21 protein-coding genes are annotated in these 20,924 nt (G+C 44.3%); 5 read left to right on the top strand and 16 right to left on the bottom strand.

Going from position 1 to position 20,924, the window contains the following annotated elements:
• Window positions 1-73: 73 nt before the first annotated feature.
• The gene (gene barA, locus Q8W40_RS25945) at window positions 74-2,857 is read left to right on the top strand and encodes a two-component sensor histidine kinase BarA (protein ID WP_305401386.1); all 2,784 of its coding nucleotides are present in this window, start codon (window positions 74-76) and stop codon (window positions 2,855-2,857) included.
• A 71-nt stretch (window positions 2,858-2,928) separates the two neighbouring features.
• On the opposite strand, the gene Q8W40_RS25940 is transcribed toward barA, so the two are convergent.
• The 14 genes from Q8W40_RS25940 to rpoE form a co-directional block, all read right to left on the bottom strand.
• Window positions 2,929-4,530 carry a sensor domain-containing diguanylate cyclase gene (locus tag Q8W40_RS25940; RefSeq protein WP_305401384.1) on the bottom strand — a complete coding sequence of 534 codons (1,602 nt, stop codon included), beginning with the start codon at window positions 4,528-4,530 and terminating at the stop codon, window positions 2,929-2,931.
• Entirely contained in the window at window positions 4,520-4,930 is a 411-nt protein-coding gene (locus tag Q8W40_RS25935) for a hypothetical protein (RefSeq protein ID WP_305401382.1), read from the bottom strand. The genes Q8W40_RS25940 and Q8W40_RS25935 overlap by 11 nt, the downstream gene beginning before the upstream one ends.
• An 8-nt stretch (window positions 4,931-4,938) precedes the next feature.
• Complete coding sequence (locus Q8W40_RS25930; RefSeq protein ID WP_305401381.1) at window positions 4,939-6,189, bottom strand: hypothetical protein; 1,251 nt, start codon at window positions 6,187-6,189, stop codon at window positions 4,939-4,941.
• A 75-nt stretch (window positions 6,190-6,264) separates the two neighbouring features.
• Window positions 6,265-6,645: a holo-ACP synthase gene (acpS, locus tag Q8W40_RS25925; RefSeq protein WP_305401379.1), complete on the bottom strand. Its 381-nt coding sequence runs from the start codon at window positions 6,643-6,645 to the stop codon at window positions 6,265-6,267.
• Between the two features lie 78 nt (window positions 6,646-6,723).
• The gene (gene pdxJ / locus Q8W40_RS25920) at window positions 6,724-7,455 is read right to left on the bottom strand and encodes a pyridoxine 5'-phosphate synthase (RefSeq protein ID WP_101112524.1); all 732 of its coding nucleotides are present in this window, start codon (window positions 7,453-7,455) and stop codon (window positions 6,724-6,726) included.
• Complete coding sequence (gene recO / locus Q8W40_RS25915; RefSeq protein ID WP_305401377.1) at window positions 7,452-8,180, bottom strand: DNA repair protein RecO; 729 nt, start codon at window positions 8,178-8,180, stop codon at window positions 7,452-7,454. Before recO ends, pdxJ begins: the two co-directional genes overlap by 4 nt.
• 142 nt (window positions 8,181-8,322) lie before the next feature.
• Window positions 8,323-9,288: a GTPase Era gene (era, locus tag Q8W40_RS25910; protein ID WP_305401376.1), complete on the bottom strand. Its 966-nt coding sequence runs from the start codon at window positions 9,286-9,288 to the stop codon at window positions 8,323-8,325.
• Window positions 9,281-9,958, bottom strand: a complete 678-nt coding sequence (gene rnc / locus Q8W40_RS25905; protein WP_101112527.1) for a ribonuclease III — start codon at window positions 9,956-9,958, stop codon at window positions 9,281-9,283. Before rnc ends, era begins: the two co-directional genes overlap by 8 nt.
• A 10-nt stretch (window positions 9,959-9,968) precedes the next feature.
• Window positions 9,969-10,874, bottom strand: coding sequence for a signal peptidase I (gene lepB / locus Q8W40_RS25900; protein WP_305401375.1), 906 nt, complete (start codon window positions 10,872-10,874; stop codon window positions 9,969-9,971).
• 95 nt (window positions 10,875-10,969) lie between these two features.
• Window positions 10,970-12,763, bottom strand: a complete 1,794-nt coding sequence (gene lepA, locus Q8W40_RS25895; protein WP_305401374.1) for a translation elongation factor 4 — start codon at window positions 12,761-12,763, stop codon at window positions 10,970-10,972.
• A 92-nt stretch (window positions 12,764-12,855) separates the two neighbouring features.
• On the bottom strand, window positions 12,856-13,359 hold the full coding sequence (locus Q8W40_RS25890; protein WP_305401373.1) for a SoxR reducing system RseC family protein: 504 nt from the start codon (window positions 13,357-13,359) through the stop codon (window positions 12,856-12,858).
• 6 nt (window positions 13,360-13,365) lie between these two features.
• A complete protein-coding gene (gene rseB / locus Q8W40_RS25885) occupies window positions 13,366-14,325 on the bottom strand; it encodes a sigma-E factor regulatory protein RseB (protein ID WP_101112531.1) in 960 nt (319 codons plus the stop codon).
• A complete protein-coding gene (locus Q8W40_RS25880; RefSeq protein ID WP_305401372.1) occupies window positions 14,322-14,939 on the bottom strand; it encodes an RseA family anti-sigma factor in 618 nt (205 codons plus the stop codon). The genes rseB and Q8W40_RS25880 overlap by 4 nt, the downstream gene beginning before the upstream one ends.
• A gap of 25 nt (window positions 14,940-14,964) precedes the next feature.
• Complete coding sequence (gene rpoE, locus Q8W40_RS25875; RefSeq protein ID WP_101112533.1) at window positions 14,965-15,543, bottom strand: RNA polymerase sigma factor RpoE; 579 nt, start codon at window positions 15,541-15,543, stop codon at window positions 14,965-14,967.
• A gap of 319 nt (window positions 15,544-15,862) precedes the next feature.
• On the opposite strand from rpoE, the gene nadB reads away from it, so the two are divergent.
• Entirely contained in the window at window positions 15,863-17,473 is a 1,611-nt protein-coding gene (gene nadB / locus Q8W40_RS25870; protein WP_305401371.1) for an L-aspartate oxidase, read from the top strand.
• Window positions 17,474-17,767: 294 nt separating this feature from the next.
• Here nadB and Q8W40_RS25865 read toward each other — a convergent pair whose 3' ends face one another.
• A complete protein-coding gene (locus tag Q8W40_RS25865) occupies window positions 17,768-18,187 on the bottom strand; it encodes a protein YgfX (RefSeq protein ID WP_370693434.1) in 420 nt (139 codons plus the stop codon).
• A complete protein-coding gene (locus Q8W40_RS25860; protein ID WP_101112536.1) occupies window positions 18,159-18,419 on the bottom strand; it encodes an FAD assembly factor SdhE in 261 nt (86 codons plus the stop codon). Before Q8W40_RS25860 ends, Q8W40_RS25865 begins: the two co-directional genes overlap by 29 nt.
• Before the next feature lie 241 nt (window positions 18,420-18,660).
• Here Q8W40_RS25860 and ygfZ point away from each other — a divergent pair, with 241 nt between their 5' ends.
• The 3 genes from ygfZ (at window position 18,661) to Q8W40_RS25845 (ending at window position 20,859) form a co-directional block, all read left to right on the top strand.
• Window positions 18,661-19,626 (top strand): tRNA-modifying protein YgfZ, encoded by a 966-nt coding sequence (ygfZ, locus tag Q8W40_RS25855; protein ID WP_305401368.1) that lies wholly within the window; start codon window positions 18,661-18,663, stop codon window positions 19,624-19,626.
• Window positions 19,616-20,113: an aminoacyl-tRNA deacylase gene (locus tag Q8W40_RS25850; protein WP_305401366.1), complete on the top strand. Its 498-nt coding sequence runs from the start codon at window positions 19,616-19,618 to the stop codon at window positions 20,111-20,113. Before ygfZ ends, Q8W40_RS25850 begins: the two co-directional genes overlap by 11 nt.
• 539 nt (window positions 20,114-20,652) lie before the next feature.
• On the top strand, window positions 20,653-20,859 hold the full coding sequence (locus tag Q8W40_RS25845; protein ID WP_126608898.1) for a DUF1107 domain-containing protein: 207 nt from the start codon (window positions 20,653-20,655) through the stop codon (window positions 20,857-20,859).
• The last annotated feature ends 65 nt before the right edge of the window (window positions 20,860-20,924 follow it).

Genomic DNA, 20,924 nt, shown 5'->3' with positions numbered 1-20,924 from the left:
ACTGGTCTTACGTAATGCAAGAAAGCTTGAGCCATTAGCTTCTATTTTCCCATATCCAGACAGTAATGAGAACATGACACGATACGGCTTAAGAGCACGCGTAATTACCCTCACCTTAGCCCCAACTCTTATTGTCGGTCTATTGCTGAGCGCCTTCTTTACGTCCAATCGCTATAACGACCTTGAATCACAACTGATTTCAACCGGTAAAAGCATTATTGAACCTATCGCTATCGCCAGTGAAATCGGCATGGATCAGCGCAGTCGAGAGGCCGTTCGTCGATTAATAAGCTACGCCCACCGAAAGAATTCCGACATCGTTCGGAGTATTGCCGTTTTCACATCCGATCATGATTTGTTTGTAACATCTAATTTCCACCCAGATTTCGAGTCGTTAACGTTTCCCAAAGATCAGCCCATACCATTACTCAGCACGATTGACTTGGTCGACACCGACTTGGTTATACGCACACCTATTCTGGCAGAAGGAAAATACGCCGATTCCAATGGACCTCAAACCGAGCTTAACCAAGCGTTGGGCTATATCGCGATTGAACTCGACTTATCTGCGGTTCGATTGCAGCAATACCAAGAAATTTTTGCCGCGTTATTGGTGTTAATTTTGGGGTTAGGTCTGTCGGCTCTATTTGCTTACCGCCTTATGCGCGATGTGACCTTGCCTATCACTCATATGAAGAACATGGTGGATCGAATTCGACGCGGTCACTTAGATGTGCGAATCGAAGGGAAAATGCATGGTGAGTTAGACGCCTTAAAAAACGGCATCAACGCGATGGCGATGTCACTGTCTGAATACCATGTTGAGATGCAACACAGCATCGATCAGGCAACGTCGGATCTGCGTGAAACACTCGAACAGCTTGAGATTCAGAATGTTGAGTTGGATATTGCGAAAAAACGTGCGCAAGAAGCCGCACGAGTAAAATCCGAATTCTTAGCGAATATGTCTCACGAACTCAGAACGCCTTTAAATGGTGTGATTGGCTTTACCAGACAAATGCTAAAAACTCGCTTATCGTCTAGCCAGCAGGACTACCTCCAAACGATTGAGCGCAGTGCCAACAACTTACTGAGTATCATCAATGACATTCTCGATTTCTCGAAACTTGAAGCAGGGAAGTTGGCGCTAGAAAATATTCCATTCGATTTCCAAGAATGCCTTGAAGAAGTCGCGAGTTTGCAAGCCACCAGCGCTCATGAGAAAGGGCTGGAACTTACACTTAAGATTGATCCTAAGATTCCTGCGGGTGTCGTAGGCGATCCGTTGCGAATTCAGCAAGTACTGACCAACCTTGTGGGTAACTCTATCAAATTTACCGAGCGCGGTAATATCGATATCAGCGTCGAGCTACGCACGTTCAAAGAAGACTTCATAGAACTCCAATTTATGGTGCGTGATACGGGTATTGGTATTTCTGAGCGTCAACAAGCGCAGCTATTCCAAGCATTCAGCCAAGCCGATGCCAGTATCTCTCGCCGATATGGTGGAACGGGGCTGGGTCTAGTCATCACTCAGAAGTTAGTAGGTCAAATGGGGGGGGAAGTCAGCCTAACAAGTCGACTGCACCAAGGTTCGACATTCTGGTTTACTTTGCGTTTAGCCACCAGCGATATGCCTGTTGCTAGCGATATAGACACGCAAGTACTCAAAGGCAAAAAGCTCTTACTGATTGAACCAAACATGCAAGCTGCTTCCGTAATTCAACAGCAGCTAATCAACGAAGGGCTGCTGGTCACCTACCGTTCAAGTATGCCTGAGCACATAGAAAGCCATGAGTTCGTGTTGCTAAACCTGCCACCAAACCAAAAATGCGATATCACTTCTGTTGAGCATTGGATAGCAAGGGCTCGTGAAATTGCGAGCAACATAATACTAGGTTTACCAAGTACCGAGTTGGCATTGTCTGAACAATTGGTTACTGAGCACCATGTACAGTGCATAACCAAACCCCTTTCGCGACGCAAGTTATTGCAAGCACTCACTCAGTACCATTCTTCTCCAGAGTTGGCCCTTCCTATTATTGACTCAGTCGATCATCAGCAAAAGCTTCCGCTTAAAATCATGGCGGTGGACGATAACCCAGCCAACCTTAAACTCATTGCAGCATTGCTAAAAGAAAGAGTGGACCATGTAGTAACGTGTAGCAATGGCGAACAAGCCGTCGCTGCTGCACAGCAACAAGCGTTTGATATTGTTTTAATGGACATTCAAATGCCGAAAATGGATGGAGTTATGGCGTGTTTGGAAGTAAAGAAAACCAAGCTTAACTCTCATACACCTGTCATTGCTGTAACCGCCCACGCCATGGCTGGAGAGCGAGATCGCCTTCTAAAAGCAGGAATGGACGACTATTTAACCAAGCCAATCGAAGAGCATATTCTTCAGCAAGTGCTGGTGCATTGGAGCCCCCACACTGACGAAAACCAAGTCGATAAATTGGAAATTAGCGAGCAAGTTCAGCCAGACAATTCTGCCGATGAAAGAAACAGTACGGTCATCATTGATTGGAACCTTGCATTGAAGCAAGCGGCAAACAAAGAAGACTTAGCTCGAGAGATGCTGCAAATGCTGGTGGATTACATTAAAGAAGTGGATCAATTTGTTGAAGGCGTCATTAATGGTGACGAGCAAGATAACGAACAACTGATTCATCACATTCATAAACTCCATGGCAGCTGTTCTTACAGTGGCGTACCAAGGCTCAAAAAAGTCTGCGCTGAAATAGAAAAAGCATTGAGATCCGGCTCAGATATAGAAACGGTTGAACCGGAGCTGTTTGAACTTCAAGATGAGATGGAAAAAGTCATTGCTAGCGCACAGCATTATGTCAATTAGGCGTACAATAGCTAGTTGGCTTTAGTGACGGATTTGTTTGCATCATTAAACGAGCATAACCAAACTTTACGTTATGCTCGACGCAGCTCTGGGCGATAAAATGCATACCCATTCTTGCCGTTTTGCTTCACGTGGTACATTGCCTCATCCGCCTGCTGAAGCAACGCGTCGAATTCAATATCAGCAAGACGTGCATAAGAGACACCGACGCTGCCACCTATATTCACAAAAGAGCGAGAGGGTAGCTCTATAGGTCGAGCACAAATTTCAACAATCTGTTCAGCGATGTCGGTCAATACATCTGTGGTCATATGCTCTAACGCTAAAATAACGAGCAACTCGTCTCCCCCTAATCTTCCGATTACGTCCTGCCGCCCCCTCGCGACTCGCTTGAGTCGCCGAGCAATAGTACAAAGTACCTCATCGCCCGCAGCGTGACCATGCGTGTCGTTAACGTCTTTAAACCCATCTAAGTCCACCATCATTGTCGCGATGTAGCCCGCCTCTTTTTGGCTGACCAATCGGGCAAAGAAGCGCTCACAACCACGACGATTTTTTAGGCCCGTAAGGTTGTCTTCTAAGGCGAGTAACATGGTATCTCGCTCTTTTTGCACTCGAACGGTTATGTCGTACATGATTCCTTCAATGACCCATTCACCGCTGTGTTCATCCTTGTGGGCAGACAGCAGTATATGCACCCATTGCTCATTGTTGTATTTTTTATTGATGCGCAAATCGCCTGCCGCCACATCCCCACTAGAAATAGTTTGCTCCGACATTTGCCATGCCAATTCTGGGTTTTGGAAAACATGTTCAAAGAAGGGCTGAGTTTCTAAGATAGCGGTTAGTTCAAAGCTTTCTTTTATCAGGCGACCAAACAACGTGGGGTTACTATGGATTAGGTGACCGTTCTTATCTAACACAAGAATACCAACTTGCGTCGTTTCAAATATGTGGCGATAGTGACGTTCCATTCGCTCAATGGTGGCTCGCAAATTTCTCTCAGTCTCGATAGCTTGATGAGACGCCTCTACAAAGCGGTTGACGCTTGCGGTTACTAGACCTATTTCATTGTCTCGGTTTTCACTGTTGTATGGCAGCATGTCGTCCCGACCAGGCTCCACCTTAGATAGATTTTCAGCTAACTCCTTTAAAGGGGCACCCACGACTTTACGAACAGCAAACGCGGTTACCACCATTAGCATCAACAACTGACTGACCAACATTACCAGCTGAATAAACACTTTCTCTTGCGTTACGAAATCCAAGTATTTCTGGTTAACATCAAGAAGAAGATGCCCTATCACTTCATCTTTGACGGGGGATACCAAGGGAAATCGAGTCAAGTTTTTCCACTGTTCATCACTGCTCGCAAGCTTAGAAAGGCTAAACTCAACACCATCTAACCCCTTCAATTTCACGCCATTAAACTCGTCATGAAGAAGTAAAGAGCTCATCACTTCGTCAGCTATTTCTGGGTTATCAACATAAAGAGCGATGGAGGCAGAATTAGAGACGGTGAGTACCAACTTTTCTTCCATCCCTTTAACATTCAAGCTCGCTCTCTCAAAATAAAAAAGTGATAAGAAGCTTGCCGCCAGTATTAAATACATAAGCGAAAACAAAATCACAGTAACCAAAAGCCGATTGGCGAGCGCTTGTCTATTCATCATCATTGATCGTTAAAATCACTTTTAATTGTGAATGCGAGGGTTTATTCCGTACATATCCAAGAGCTGATTTATCTCGTAATAGACGCTCTATCAACTCTTCTTCACTTTTCATAACCAAGGGCGCACGTACTCGACCTGAGAATTTTAATTTTGCCCAGTGTGCATTTACCTGACTCAAAGATAGATCGCTGATCTCTTCATAAAATGATTCTCTCACTTCGCCATTTCGCTCTAGAATCGTGATCCTTCGGTTCAACTTTCCTCTACTTCGTCCAAGATACAGCCCAGCAACTTGCTCTTTTGTGATGCTTTCAAGCTCACTGCGATCACTGACCACAATGTAAAGTTCAGCAAACACACAAGGGCTTATCAACAATAAGGCAAAGCTCAGTAATCTCATTTCACCACCTAGAAGAGGAAACTGGCTGATAATGAGTACACCTGCACCCTTGTTTCGGGTTTAGGTTCTAGTAAATTTGTCGCCCAAAGCCCATGGCCTGTATCTTCAATATGCACCCAATCAATTTGTGCCTTAAGGCTTATCTGCTCGCTGATGTCCCAACGTGTACCCAAAGACCATATAGATTGATTAATCAAAGTCGCATTAATTGAAGTGATTGCCCCTTGCTGTAATTGCACTAATTGAGGGTCCGGTAAAATGCTCCAATCGTATTGTGCTTCCAACTTGTCGGTTTCCGGATTAAACCATGAGCGAATCATATAGGGCGTAAACTCATTGAACCGGCGACCAAGACTGATATACCCTCCTTGTCCTTCAGGCAACAAATCTTTATCGGTTTTTACCTTTACAAGTTCACTCAACAGATGCCAAGTGCCATCATTGTATTCAATCCCGATTTGACCATATCTAACCATGCCGCCAGTCACACTCATTTTTTCATTCAGAAGATTGGCTTCATCACTAATTGGTCCTAATCCTGAGTTGCCAATTTTGTCTAGACCACCTTTCAAGTCACCTATCTGCGGAGGAAGATCTGAATCAACCCGTAACTGCGCGTAAGAAGCACGTGCTCGCCACACGTCCCAATTCGCAACCAAGCTCAAGGAAAGCGCACTGTTGCTATAGAATCGGTTAGGTTCATAGCCCTCGTGCAAATCGGTTGTCGCCTGCGTTGAACCGTATTGAAAAGCAGAAGAAAAGCTGACATCGTCGACATAGAAACGATAGGTGAAATCGATTCCATCAATATTTTGCAAAGGGATCCAGCTGTATATTTCTTGAGGTAGTCGCACCCAGAGATGACCGAAGTCCACACGGCGGGTTTCTGCGAACCAAAATACGTTGTACCCCAATCGACCAACACGAATATCGAAATCAGATGTTGGTCGATATGCTAAGAAGGCAAGCTCTAAGCCGTCCAACAACTCGTCCCCCGCCCTCTCTGCGATAACATACTGAGCAGTGACATCCCATTCAAAATTGATGTTGTAGTTTATCTGAGCACCGATTTTGGAATCAGGTAGAAATGACCCATCACTATCGGGGTCGGCTTTTTGCGTAAGGTCACGCATATAGCCAAAGCTGTCGCTGGTATCGTAGCTATAGCCAACGTTACCAAATCCTGAAAAATCCCAGTCGTCAGCAAGAGCCGAAGAAGAAAGCAATGCGAATAGTAAACTTATCCCTGTTAACCTCATACGCCCATCTCATAGTATTAATTTTGGCTCAACTACATGAGTCACCACTAATATGAGTGTAGAACAGTGATTGAGTTATCGCTCAAAGATTACGGTAGCAACCGCGTAATGACGTTCGTCAGAAATAGAAAGGTGGATGTGGGTCACACCAGCGCTCGTTGAGTATGCTAGCGCTTGATTATGAAGAGAAAGTATAGGTTTTCCGTTGGCGTCATTCGAGACAATAAAATCATGAAAGGTCACTCCCTTCGCAATTCCTGTGCCCAATGCTTTGGACGCCGCTTCTTTTGCGGCAAAACGCTTAGCGAGAAAGCGAGATTGCTGTTTCGTCGCATGAAACGTGACTAACTCAGGCTCTGTTAGAATGCGTTTCGCAAATGCTTCTCCAAGTTTGGATAAGGATTTTTCGAAGCGATCTATTTCCGCTATATCCGTTCCTAATCCAACGATGGCCATAAATTCTCCGCTTTAAAAACTAATGCTAGATAACAAACAGCCACTGCTGAATACAGTGGCTGACGTTATGAATGGAAATTAACGACGAGCTTCAAGCATAACCGCTTTCATATCAGCAACCGCTTTATGCAAACCATCAAAGACCGCACGACCCATGATGGAATGACCGATATTAAGTTCATACACTTCTGGTAATGCTGCAATAGGCGCAACGTTGTGGTACGTCAAGCCATGTCCGGCATTGACTTTAATACCAATGCTGTCGGCATAGCTTGCACCAGCAGCGATCTTTTTCAGCTCGTTGGTTTGCTCGCATTCCGTCGTCGCATCGGCATAATGACCAGTGTGAAGCTCAATGTAAGGTGCACCACATGCTTTTGATGCATCAATTTGCTCACGATCAGCGTCAATGAATAAAGACACTTTAATGCCTGCTTCCGTCAATTTTTGCGTCGCAGCTTTTACTTTTTCCAGCTGACCGACCACGTCTAAACCGCCTTCCGTTGTCAGCTCTTCACGTTTTTCAGGCACTAAGCAAACGTATTCAGGTTTCGTTTGCAACGCGATTTCGACCATTTCATCTGTTACCGCCATTTCCAGATTCATTCTGGTTTGCAGCGTTTCACGTAGAATCCTGACATCACGATCTACAATATGACGGCGATCTTCACGAAGGTGAATGGTAATACCGTCGGCACCAGCACGTTCTGCAATTTCTGCTGCGTGCACTGGATCTGGATATTTGGTTCCACGTGCATTACGCAAAGTGGCGATATGATCAATGTTTACCCCGAGTAGAATTGAGCTCATTTTTCAATACTCCGTGCTCCGGGAAAGCCTGTTCTTGGGAGAAACAGTTCCCTACTTTTTAGTGGTTTGCCGCCAAGATAAGGCTTTAGTGCTATACGTGTAAAGCGTTTTGCTGCTTTAAGTTGCTCTTTGGTAGTGAAGCGCCGTTCACTAATTGCAATTAACTCATTTCCCATAAATGTCAGATTGTCTCGCCTCACACTGGCAATGAAACCTTTTTGCTCTCGATAACGGTAAGTCATTTCTGGCTCGACCATTTCCCCAGTTCCCGCGCAATGCATAAAATCTACGCCGTAGCCTAAGGACGACAGCAAAGCGAGCTCAAATCGCCGTAATGCTGGTTCGGGATTATCGGCTTGCGCCAGTTCGGTCAAAGCGAGTAAATAGTCGTGGAATAATGCAGGGTAAGGTGTTTCGCTTTCCAATACTCGCCCAATCAACTCATTCACATACATTGCAGAATAAAGATGTATACCTGAAAGAGGAAGCCCAAGGCTGATAGGCTCGGCTTGGCGCAATGTCCGCATACTTCCTTTGCCCGACCACTTCATCAAAAGTGGTGTAAACGGCTGTAATGCACCTTTTAGGTTGGAGCGTTTGCTTCTCGCGCCTTTTGCCATAATAGACATACGACCATGCTCTTCACTGAACACATCCAAAATCAGGCTGGTTTCACTGTATGGTCGACGATGCAAAACAAAACACCGCTGTAACCCATCAGACATACACGACTCTCTTAAGTAACCTTGAACAGTATTAATTAACCTTGGACAAAAAATTGTGCGTTATATCAGCAAACATAAAGCTCGTATAGCAGGCACAAAAAAGGGAGCATTACACTCCCTTCTAACTTACACCAATTTCGCTCTAAAGGTCATCAATGTAACCGAGGCTTCGGAGAGCACGTTCATCATCCGCCCAGCCAGATTTCACCTTCACCCAAGTTTCTAGGTAAACCTTACGTTCAAAAAGCTCTTCCATATCAAGGCGAGCTTCACGACCAATGGTTTTGATTTTCTCGCCACCTTTCCCGATTACCATTTTTTTCTGACCAGTGCGCTCAACTAAGATCAACGCATTGATGTGGAAACCATCGGTTTCAGGATTGTAATCAAATCGCTCGATCTCAACAGTTACCGAGTAAGGCAACTCTTCACCAGTGAAACGCATGAGTTTCTCCCGGACAATTTCAGACGCCATAAAACGCTGAGAGCGATCGGTTACATATTCTTCTGGGAAGTGGTGCGTCGCTTTTGGCAAATGCTCTCGCACGTGCTTACGCAGCACATCAATGTTTTTGTCGTGTTTCGCCGAAATAGGCACGACGTCCACAAAGTCCATTTTTTCCGACAAAGACTGCATATGAAGCATCACTTCGTTGCGATCTTTTACGTTATCAACTTTGTTCACACACAACACAACTGGGAAATTTGCCTTGCTGAGCTTGGTAAACACCATCTCATCATCATTTGTCCAGTGTGTGCCATCTACCAAGAAAAAGACTAGGTTAACATCACTCAACGAGCTGTTCGCGGCTCGGTTCATCAACCTGTTAATTGCACGTTTTTCTTCAATATGAAGCCCTGGCGTATCAACAAAAATGGCTTGATAGTCACCTTCCGTATCCACGCCCATAATGCGATGGCGCGTCGTTTGCGGTTTACGAGAGGTAATAGAAATCTTCTGCCCCAACAATTGGTTGAGCAATGTTGACTTGCCCACATTTGGGCGACCAACAATCGCGATAAACCCGCAATGTTGGTTTTCAGCCGACGATTCCTGTTTCTCAGATTCGAAATACGCATCCAAATCAAATTCTTTTTCATCAGACATTGGTTAGAAGTCCTAATGCTAATTCAGCCGCTGCTTGCTCCGCTTTGCGTCGACTTGTACCTTTGCCGATAACAGGCTCATCCAGTCCTGCAATTTCACACGCCACCGTAAATTCTTGGTTGTGTGCTTCACCTTTAATTTTAGTCACAGAATACGCAGGGAGAGGTTTTCTTCTACCTTGTAGGAATTCCTGTAACCGCGTTTTAGGATCTTTTTGCGAGACACCTGGCTGAATAGCGACCAATCTTGAGTGATACCAACTCAGGACAACCTTGCGAACCATCTCGAGATCACTATCAAGGTAAACCGCGCCAATAATAGCTTCTACGGCATCCGCAAGAATGGAGTCTCGACGGAATCCGCCACTTTTCAGCTCACCTGGACCTAATTTTAAGTACTCTCCCAAATCGAATTCACGACCTAGTTCAGCAAGGGTATTGCCACGAACTAATGTTGCACGCATGCGGCTCATATCACCTTCGTTCACTTTCGGGAAGCGGTGATACAAATCATCAGCAATGACAAAACTTAAAATTGAATCGCCCAGAAATTCAAGACGCTCATTATGTTTACCATTGGCGCTACGATGGGTCAGCGCCAAATGGATCAGCCCAGCATCATTAAATTGATAGCCGAGCTGTTTTTCTAATTTACTGATAGGAGTATTCATACTCTCTCTATTAATGTATGCCACCGATGCGGTTGAACCTCACACCAGTTGGAATCCAAGACGGCAGTACGCTGTCTTGATCTCGTTCAAATTCAAAGCTAATCCAAATTCCGACCGCTTTGCCTACTAAATTGCCTTCAGGGACAAAGCCCCAAAAACGGCTGTCAGCACTATTGTCACGGTTATCGCCCATAACAAAATACTGACCTTGTGGTACTACCCACTCACGAACACCTGGACGTGGCTGGTAAGCTCTCACGTCATCGCGAGTTAATGGATGTACCAAAATTTGGTGAGTTTCTTCACCCAATTTCTCATCAATCTGAATCATCGGAATACCGATTCGTTCATCTTGAAAAATACTTTCTGTCACATTAGAGGTTTCAATCGCATTGCAACTATCATCCCCTTGACGTTGCACGCACAGTTCTTTATTTTCGCTGTAACGAACCACATCACCCGGCAGACCGACCACACGTTTGATGTAATCAATACCTGGATTAGGTGGGAATTTAAACACCACAATGTCACCGCGCTCAGGTTTACCAGTTTCAACCAATTGAGTACGCCATACAGGATCTTTCAGTCCGTAAGCGTATTTTTCAACCAAAATGAAATCACCCACGAGTAACGTCGGCATCATTGAACCTGATGGGATTTGAAACGGTTCATAAATAAAAGAACGCAGAACCAAAACAAAGGCAATCACAGGGAAGATAGAGACACTGTTTTCTACCCACCAAGGTTGGGCAGCCACTTTCGCTTGTAAAGATGCATCAAGGCCTTCGTTAGTCTGACCTTCAATCGCACCCAGTTTTTCTTGACGCTTTTTTGCCAAGACCAGTTTTTCAAGCGCCCATACCATGCCTGTCACTAATGTAACGATCACAAGTATAAGTGAAAATGTATTTGCCATTTACTTCCCTTCGTATTCTCTAGTGAAAAAGAAGAAAGGGTATCCGATACCCTTTCTGCCTAAGTCTTTGTTTGAGTGTAAAAGTACGAAAAAGTTTAATCTTTTCCTACATGAAGAATGGCAAGGAATGCTTCTTGTGGAAGTTCAACATTACCAATTTGCTTCATGCGCTTCTTACCTTCTTTCTGCTTCTTCAGAAGTTTCTTCTTACGGCTCACGTCACCACCGTAACACTTTGCGATAACGTTCTTACGAAGCTGCTTCACTGTTGAGCGCGCGATGATATGGTTACCAATCGCTGCCTGAATAGCGATATCAAACATTTGACGAGGAATGAATTCTTTCATTTTCTCTACAAGCTGGCGACCACGTGTCTGCGAATGAGCCTGATGCGTGATCATTGCCAATGCATCCACTTTGTCACCATTTAGAAGAACGTCAACACGTACCATGTTCGATGGTTCAAAGCGTTGGAAGTTGTAATCAAGTGAAGCATAACCACGAGAGGTTGATTTAAGACGGTCGAAGAAATCAAGAACCACTTCTGCCATCGGAATATCGTAAGTTACGGCAACTTGGTTACCGTGGTAAACCATATCTACCTGAGTACCACGCTTTTCAACACACAGCGTAATCACGTTACCCAAGTAGTCTGCTGGAACCAAAATGTTACAGCGCGCGATTGGCTCACGAATTTCTTCGATATCATTGATCGCAGGTAACTTAGCCGGACTATCGACATAAAGCATCGTGTTATCTGTCTTTTCGACTTCATAAACTACTGTCGGTGCGGTCGTGATCAGATCCAGATCGTATTCACGCTCTAAACGTTCCTGAATGATTTCCATGTGTAACATACCAAGGAAACCACAACGGAAGCCGAAACCTAATGCTGCGGAGTTTTCTGGCTCGTAGAACAAGGACGCATCGTTTAGGCTCAATTTTCCTAACGCATCACGGAAGTTTTCATAGTCGTCTGACGATACTGGGAATAAGCCCGCGTAAACCTGAGGCTTAACTTTCTTAAAGCCAGGAAGCGCGACTTCAGAGCCATGCTTTGACAATGTTAGCGTATCACCTACAGGGGCGCCGAGAATGTCTTTAATACCACAAACAACCCAGCCTACTTCACCCGTACTAAGGACATCTGTGTCGACTTGTTTTGGTGTAAAGATACCTAGACGATCTACACCCCAAATCTGTCCTGTACTCATTACTTTGATTTTGTCATTTTTCTTGAGCTCGCCATTTTTAATACGAACCAAAGAAACGACACCAAGGTAGTTATCAAACCAAGAATCAATAATAAGAGCTTGCAGTGGCGCGTCCGGATCACCTTCTGGAGCAGGGATTGAAGCGACAATGTTTTCTAGAACATCGTCAACACCAATACCAGTTTTGGCGCTACAGCGTGTCGCTTCCATAGCGTCAATGCCGACGATTTCTTCAATTTCTTCAGACACACGTTCTGGATCCGCTGCAGGAAGGTCAATCTTATTCAAGATTGGCACTACTTCCAAATCCATCTCAATGGCTGTGTAACAGTTTGCTAGGGTCTGAGCTTCTACGCCCTGCCCGGCATCAACTACCAATAGCGCACCTTCACAAGCGGCTAATGAACGGGAAACTTCGTAGGCAAAATCTACGTGTCCAGGGGTATCGATGAAATTAAGTTGGTAGGTTTCACCATCATTTGCGGTGTAGTTTAGCGTCACACTCTGAGATTTGATGGTGATGCCACGCTCTCGCTCTAAATCCATGGAATCAAGAACCTGAGCTTCCATCTCACGATCACTGAGTCCACCACAAACTTGGATTAAGCGGTCTGAAAGGGTCGACTTACCGTGGTCGATATGGGCGATTATCGAAAAATTACGAATGTGCTTCATAGGTTGGTGTGACTAAACTCTTACAAAAATGGATGGGAGAAATACCGTTCATTTGTTGGTATTTCGATCAAGTTGGCAGATTCTACCCAATTTCAGGGCTTGTCGCTATCAGGAAATGTAGCAATTCCTGTCAAAGGACTCCCTAGCACGCGAATTAGGGACACTTTATCCTCAGATTCTCGCTCTAATTTCCCAGTCCAATGCTTAGCGCAAAGGGTTCCTACCCATGCAAACAACGCTGATACTGCTATGACAGCCAGTTCACCAGAACCTAGCATTGGCTGAAGCCAGAAATGCCCCAAGAGTGCCCCTAAAAACAAAAATGCGATGGGAGACAAATAAATTAAAGCAGCCGATTGCAACAACTGTTGTTCTGGCAAACCGATCTCCACGACTTGCCCCGGAGTCAAAGACTGCTTTGACTCCAAATACCAAGCATGTGCTTTATTGCCAAAAGCTTTAGATACGACACCAGTGCCGCAGCTTTTTTGAGATGAACAGCTGGAGCAACTGGTTTGTTGCTCGCAGCTTAATTGGATTCGGAATCCAGACTTGGAAGGGTTACTCGCGACCACCGTCGCTAGTGCCGTCATCATAATGTGTTACTGGGTTTTGTTAGCCGTCATAGTGACAGATTGTGCCACACGTTTGGCCGTTGAGGGAGGAATATCACCGACGACCGAAACCTCTACGTTACCGCTTACAAAACTATGTAGAGTACGGCGACCTTGGCGAACCAGTTGCCCTTTCAAAGAAAGGTCATCTTTTTCAGATACATACACAGAAAAGCTAAAAAGGCCATCGTTAAACATTTGGCTTTCAACTACTTTATTGGTCATCCCCATTCTGTATCGATTCATTGGGTTCGCTTTAAACCCATTGGGAACCCAGCCCACTTGCCAGAACGAACTTTTGGCTTCACTTTCAGGCAAAGAAATAGCGTCGGGTAATTGAGCTTCACCCAACCTTGAAAGCAGATCAAAAATCTTATCGTTTACTGCGTAGGAAATGGTGCGATATTGCTCTAAGACTTCGCCATCACGATCAACTAAATCTGCACGAAGAGGAAGATGTGTGCGTTCATCGACCCAAAGAACATAAGAGTATCTTTGCCCATCTTTCGGGACGATACGAATGACTTGGCAAGGCGTCCCAGCTTCGCGTGCTCGCCCCAGCTTGACAAAATCATAGTGATCTTCCAATACCGTTACATTGGTATTGATCAATGGGATCAGCGGCGCAACCATTTCTCCAGATTCGATTGAAAATGGATCCACTCCTGGTTCAAAGTAACTTATCTCATTATCTCGTCGAATAACTTCACGAGAAGGACCGCTAAGGTATACCAAGCGAGCAAATTGCTTATCATCTCGGCGACCATGTCGGTAAAGGAGAGGTTCTATACTGTTTTTCTTGATTTGAATATAAGACAGCTCATAGCTCAATTGCTGACTTGCTTCGTTCATTTGATGCAACAACGCCTCAGCAGAGATCTCCTCTGCAGAGGCGGCGTGTACATTCAAACTGAACAGTGCCAGCACACTGATCAGGATTTTTTTCATTCTAGATCCGATTTAGTAGGGTGCGCGACTTCTTCTTCCATAACTGCACTATTTAGGCGCAATTGCATACTGTAATCTTGAAGTAAAGCGTTCACACGCTTACGTTGCTCCATCAACTGTGCTTCATTAGAAGAAGGAGTAATCGGCTCCTGTGCCAAGCTTACAGGTTCTGCGCTGCCAATCACTGGGATAGTTTGCAGTACTGGAAGTTCATTTTCTGACTGTAAACCACTCTGACCGTTGTATTGCTGCACACCCAGAATCACAACCAGTGAAACACAGGCTGCCATGGCAACTTGACCAAATTGAGTCATCCAACCTGGCATACTTACACGTGCAACCTCAGGAGTCGGCTGTGACTCAATAGCAGGTGTGACAACATGATCCGATACGTGCATTGGAGAATGAACCGGTTCCTTGTCTAACGCCAACGCAACACTGTTTGCAATATCCCAATCAGCGCGTTTTGGATCTTCCCCCCTCATTACATCACCAATTAAGTGATAGTTCTGCCAAGACTCCAGACCTTCTGCATCGTGCTCCAGTTCTGAAATCAGAGCCTGATCCACGCTTTCTCCATCCATGAGTGCTGAAAGTTGTTCTTTGTCAGCCATTATTTTCACCATTTAACTCATTGGTCTAACGCTGTAGAAGTGGTTGAATTTTCTTCTCAACCGCCTCACGAGCACGGAATATACGAGAACGAACCGTCCCGACAGGGCAATCCATAACCTCGGCTATCTCTTCATAGCTAAGACCATCCAATTCTCGTAATGTCATTGCTGTTTTTAAATCTTCTGGTAACGCTTCAATCGCTTCGAAAACAACCTGTTTCAATTCTTTGGACAGCGTAATGTTCTCTGGGTTCGATATTTCTTTTAATGCGCTACCGCTTTCGTAATATTCGGCCTCTTCTGCATCCAAATCGGTTGCGGGAGGTCTGCGCCCTTGGGCAACAATATGATTTTTAGCTGTATTAACGGCGATCCGGTATAACCAAGTATAAAACGCACTTTCTCCCCGAAAATTTGGGATGGCTCTATACGCCTTAATAAAAGCCTCTTGTGCAACGTCTGCAACATCACCAGAGTTGTTTATATATCGAGAAATCAAGTTGCAAACTTTGTTTTGATATTTGATAACCAAAAGATTGAATGCTTGTTTATCTCCTCGTTGGACACGCTCAATTAGTACTTGATCAGTTAACTGCTCGCTCATTCGAGCGTCCACTCCTATTGTTATTTGCCCCTACCTTCACAGGTATGAACATTAAGTTCTGTCAAATGTAGTATTGACACCACCGCCTACATGAGCACTATTGTGACTGATATAGTCAAAGAAAGTTCAATCCGACGAATTTTTTTTAACAAATTTGTCTGGCAATGTGATGTAACCTTCATTGTATTTGCTCAAACGGGTGCAGATAAAGATAATAAACACCACCAAGAAGATATGCGTTATGGGATTAGCCAAAAGCTAATTGCTTATAGAGTCAATTTGGGCAGGCTCTAAGATAACCTGGGATTTTTAAAGTTATATGAACGATAACCGAGAACATCAATGCGATGTATTAGTGGTTGGCAGTGGTGCGGCAGGATTGTCCCTCGCATTGCGAGTAGCGCCACATGGCAAAGTCATTGTGTTGAGTAAAGGACCTCGTAGTGAAGGGGCCACATACTATGCTCAGGGCGGTATTGCAGCTGTTTTTGACGAATCGGACAGCATTGAATCGCATGTTCAGGACACCCAAATCGCTGGTGGTGGAATATGCGAAGAAGATACCGTTAAGTTCATTGCCGAGAATGCAAAAGAAAGTGTTCAGTGGTTAATCGACGGTGGGGTTCCCTTTGATCGTGAAGAAAACGATTCAGACGAAAGCCCACGCTACCACCTAACTCGTGAGGGTGGTCATAGCCACCGACGCATTCTGCATGCGGCAGATGCAACAGGTATGGCAATGCAAACATCTCTTCAGGATAACGCACACAGCCATCCAAACATTCATGTATTGGAACGCCACAATGCCTTGGATCTGATCACCGAAGACAAAATTGGCGGTGATAAGAAAAAAGTCATTGGTGCGTATATATGGAACAGGAATCAAGAACACGTCGAAACTGTCAGGGCTAAGTTTGTTGTGTTGGCCACGGGTGGCGCTTCTAAAGTGTATCAATACACTTCTAACCCTGATGTATCCTCTGGAGATGGAATTGCAATGGCATGGCGAGCAGGTTGTCGCGTTGCCAATTTAGAATTCAATCAGTTCCACCCAACATGTCTCTTCCACCCTGAAGCTCGCAATTTCTTGCTGACTGAAGCTCTGCGAGGGGAAGGAGCGTATTTAAGAAGACCAGACGGCTCGCGTTTCATGCAAGATTTTGATAAGCGAGAGGAACTCGCGCCGCGTGATGTCGTTGCACGTGCTATTGATTTTGAGATGAAGCGACTGGGTGCAGATTGCATGTACCTCGACATAAGCCATAAAGACCCTGAATTTGTCACGAAACACTTTCCAACCATCGATATGCGCCTGAAAGACCTTGGTATCGACATGACTAAGGAGCCGATCCCCATAGTCCCAGCCGCCCACTACACTTGTGGTGGTGTAATGGTTGATCAACAAGGTGTAACGGACTTAAACCATCTTTATGCAATAGGCGAAGTGAGTTATACCGGTCTGCACGGTGCAAATAGAATGGCCTCTAATTCTCTTCTCGAGTGTGTTGTGTATGCACGTTCTGCTGCGGAAGACATCATTAACAAAATTAGTGACGCCGAACTGGCGGGCTCCTTACCTGAATGGGATGAGAGCCAAGTTCTTTGTTCAGATGAAGAAGTTGTGATTCAACATAACTGGCACGAGTTGCGATTATTTATGTGGGACTACATGGGAATTGTACGAACCGATAAGCGATTAGAGCGCGCATTGCGCCGCATTCAATTGCTGCAACAAGAAACTCATGAGTATTACAGCAATTTCCGTGTATCCAATAACCTATTAGAGCTTCGTAACCTGCTGCAAGTAGCAGAGCTCATGGTTCGTTGTGCTATGGAACGAAAGGAAAGCCGTGGTCTGCATTACACATTGGATTATCCAGAATTGGCTGACAATAGTGGACCGACTATTTTAATCCCCGAAAAGTTTTAGTTTTTACTATTTTTCGGTGTAATGAATATACCCAAGTGATCTCAAGATGTATGATTCAGAGCAGCATATTCTGGTCCAATTCAAGGAAGAGAACGCAGCGTAATGACAGGTCCTTTCCAAGTTCTTTGACGATGAAGTGGTACAGAATATGTGCTCCCAAGGGCGAGTTTAATAGGCTTTCATGCTGCGTTATCGACTCTTGATTTAGACTTCTAGATCTTCAAACCGATGCCTTGCCTGAAAGCCTATTAATTCTCGCTGAACCAAGCATCTTGAAGTCACTTGGGTATACATTTAAAGAGCACTTGATGAGTGCTCTTTTTTATTGCCTTTTTGCCAACGTAAATGGCGGAGCAACGCTCGATACTCCTTGTCAGAACAGGTATCTCGCCAAACCAATAGTCTCGATTTGTCGTCAAAAATGAGTAAAGTCACTAAAGCAGAACATTCTAACCAAGCGCGATCCAAAATCTTCTTTTCTTGATTGATTCTGAATTCACTGCTCTCGTTCCATGCCAGCGTAATTTCCGAGGAAGGACGGATGAATTGGGATAACAAAGGGATCAGAATTGCTGTGAACACAAATAGCGTTAGGACAATTGGTGCTGGGGAAGCAGCAAGTGCCCAACTAAGCATTGCCAGAACAAAAAGCTGGCATAGCCGGGCACTTAGGGATAATTTTAAATTAGCGAACTTTGCTGAGGTTGTATGCAACGACTTTGTCTATCATAGAAGCATGACTTAAATTGTCACTTCTTCCGTGCCCCATAATCCAAGTAAATAAATCAGGATCATCGCACTCAAGAAGAGAAACAAAATCTTTTTGTTCTTGTTCCGACAAGCTTTCAAATTGCTCTTCAAAAAATGGCATGATAACTACGTCAAGTTCTAACATCCCACGGCGACATGCCCATTTAATTCGGGCTTTTTCTTCGGCGGTGTACATTATTATTCCTTTGATGACTCCTTTGTGGGGGCAGTGTATCAATCTCATTACCCTACAGCTATTATGCGAGTCACAGAGTGTGATTTGCTCTCGTCATTTAGATTAACCAACCTCAACTTCCCCTCTGCTAATGAAAAGTATAGAAAGCAAAGTTGCTTCGTTCTGAGCATCGAACGCCTTGAGGTTGCTTAGGTATAGCATTAACATACTGACATCAAACATCTCTTAAGGTTTAGAAACAATGGATTGGCTTGAAAACTTATCTTCCATCTCATTATCCACTCAGACTGAGTTACCAGAATTCGCTATTTGCCCTCTACCTTCTTGGGGCATCATTACTTTTGTAGGCGAAGACAAAAAGTCGTACCTTCAAGGTCAAGTTACGTGTGATGTGGTTTCATTAGAACTTTCTGAGTCGACTTACGGTGCTCATTGTGATGCAAAGGGAAAGATGTGGAGCATTTTTAACATGTTTCACCACAATGAAGGTTTTGCCATAGTGCATCGTAAAAGTGCATTAGCAACCGAGCTTACCGAGATTAAAAAGTACGCAGTATTCTCAAAAGTCACCATCGAGGAAGGGGCTGATGTACTGGTTGGTATTAGCGGTAACGACGCCGAAAATTGGATTGACACCCTCAGTGACAGCCGCAGTAATGTGCGTAGTATAGAAGGTGGAACTGCCGTTCGCATAAGCAATAAACGTTGGTTATTGGTGCTCGAATCATCAATCGCGGAACGCTTATTTGAAGATCAACGCGATGCTGTGGTTCATGAGTCACTGTGGGATAAATACGATATTGAAGAAGCGCTTCCTCGTGTCGATGAAAAAGAGCAATCTCAACATATCCCACAAGCAATGAACCTCCAAGCCTTGGGAGGTATTAGTTTTACCAAAGGCTGCTATACCGGTCAGGAGATGGTTGCACGAGCGAAATACAGAGGAACCAACAAGCGAGCACTTTACCGTGTAGCCGGCAATATTCTTGAGGCTCTTCCTGAACAGGCAGAAATAGAGCGTGCAGTAGGTGAAAATTGGCGTGGTGCTGGTCACCTAATCACGCAATTTGAATATCAAGACGGTGCTGCTGAGGGGCTGATTATTTTGCCAAACAACCTTGAAGAAGGGACACAACTTCGAGTGAAAGGGCAAGAAGGAACAACTTGGTCAATACTGCCTTTACCTTATTCCTTAGATGAAGACTAATCCGATAATACAAACTCGTATTACTCAATACTTAAGTGAGCAGCAAGTGCCCTTTCACTTGCTCCCTCACAAAACTCCAGCCATCAGCATTGAAGATGCAGCCCGCCAACGAGGGATTTCACCAAATATGATGGTGAAATGCGTTCTACTCAAAGATATGGGGGGACGTTATGTACTCGCATGCGTCTCAGGCAATGATCAAGCCGACCCTAGAAAAGTACGCGCCGTATTGAGCTCTAGGCGAATCACTTGTGCATCCGCTCTGGAAGTTGAATCTGTGACTGGCTATTCAATTGGCTGCGTCGCCCCTATTTTGTTAGATACGACAATACCCATTATTTTTGATAAGAAGATCATTTCATTAGAGCATGTAACCATCAGCAGTGGTTCTAATATGGCAGGGATTGAGCTTAATTTGGATGATCTTTTGAAGCTAGCCTCACCGACGATCAGTGAAATTTCGCGTCAAAATCCAACCCAAAAATAATAAAACCCTATCAAATTTCACCCACCATGAGACCTAAGTCACATTTAATAATTTTACCAAGTGAATTTTTATCTTATTTAAATGAATAAATAGTGATCTTGATAATTATAATGTAGTGTAAATGTTACTTGTTATTATGAGTTCCCCTTGCTCAATTGAGCTTAAAGCCCTCATTTAACAAGGAAAGTGAATCCGCTGAATTAATCAGTTAAATCCACTTTTTGTGTAATGCATCTGTGACTATTCGCCCGATATTTATATCGGGCTTTTTTTTCATGAAACTTTTTTATTTCTGACATGGTCTATTCTTATAAATGTCATAAAAACATGACACGGTATTGCTGCATTTTTCACAGGGGCTAGCGGCATAAAATGAGGAGAGCGTCACACCAGTGAGACGTTTATATCACCAAAATGCCAAGGGCGGCACAAAACGCTGAAAACATAGCATTAAGCTGTATTTAACCCCTGTTCAGTCACAATACTGACACACGAAATTTCGTATAATTCGTGGCGCAACACATAATAAGGATAAAAGTATGAGACTGTTTAAGCGCTATACACCAAGTATGATAGCTAAACACGTAAGTCGGTTGTTTAAAGGTAGGATTTATATTTATGGCGTGGGGAAATTTGAATTTGATAATGGCAAGTTAATTCTTCCTGAAAAAGCGGAGAAAAGACATTTCAAAACCGTTAAAGAAATTAATCAAGAAATCATGCGGTTAAGATGCGCACATGCATAATTATTGAATGTGTAAAAAGAATTTTTAAGGGTCGACTTGTCGACCCTTTTTCATGCTTGTAACTT

The sequence above is a fragment of the Vibrio penaeicida genome, from assembly GCF_030689305.1.
Taxonomy (GTDB): domain Bacteria; phylum Pseudomonadota; class Gammaproteobacteria; order Enterobacterales; family Vibrionaceae; genus Vibrio; species Vibrio penaeicida_B.
Note: the sequence above shows the minus strand (reverse complement) of the source record. Positions and strands in the feature narration are given on the sequence as shown.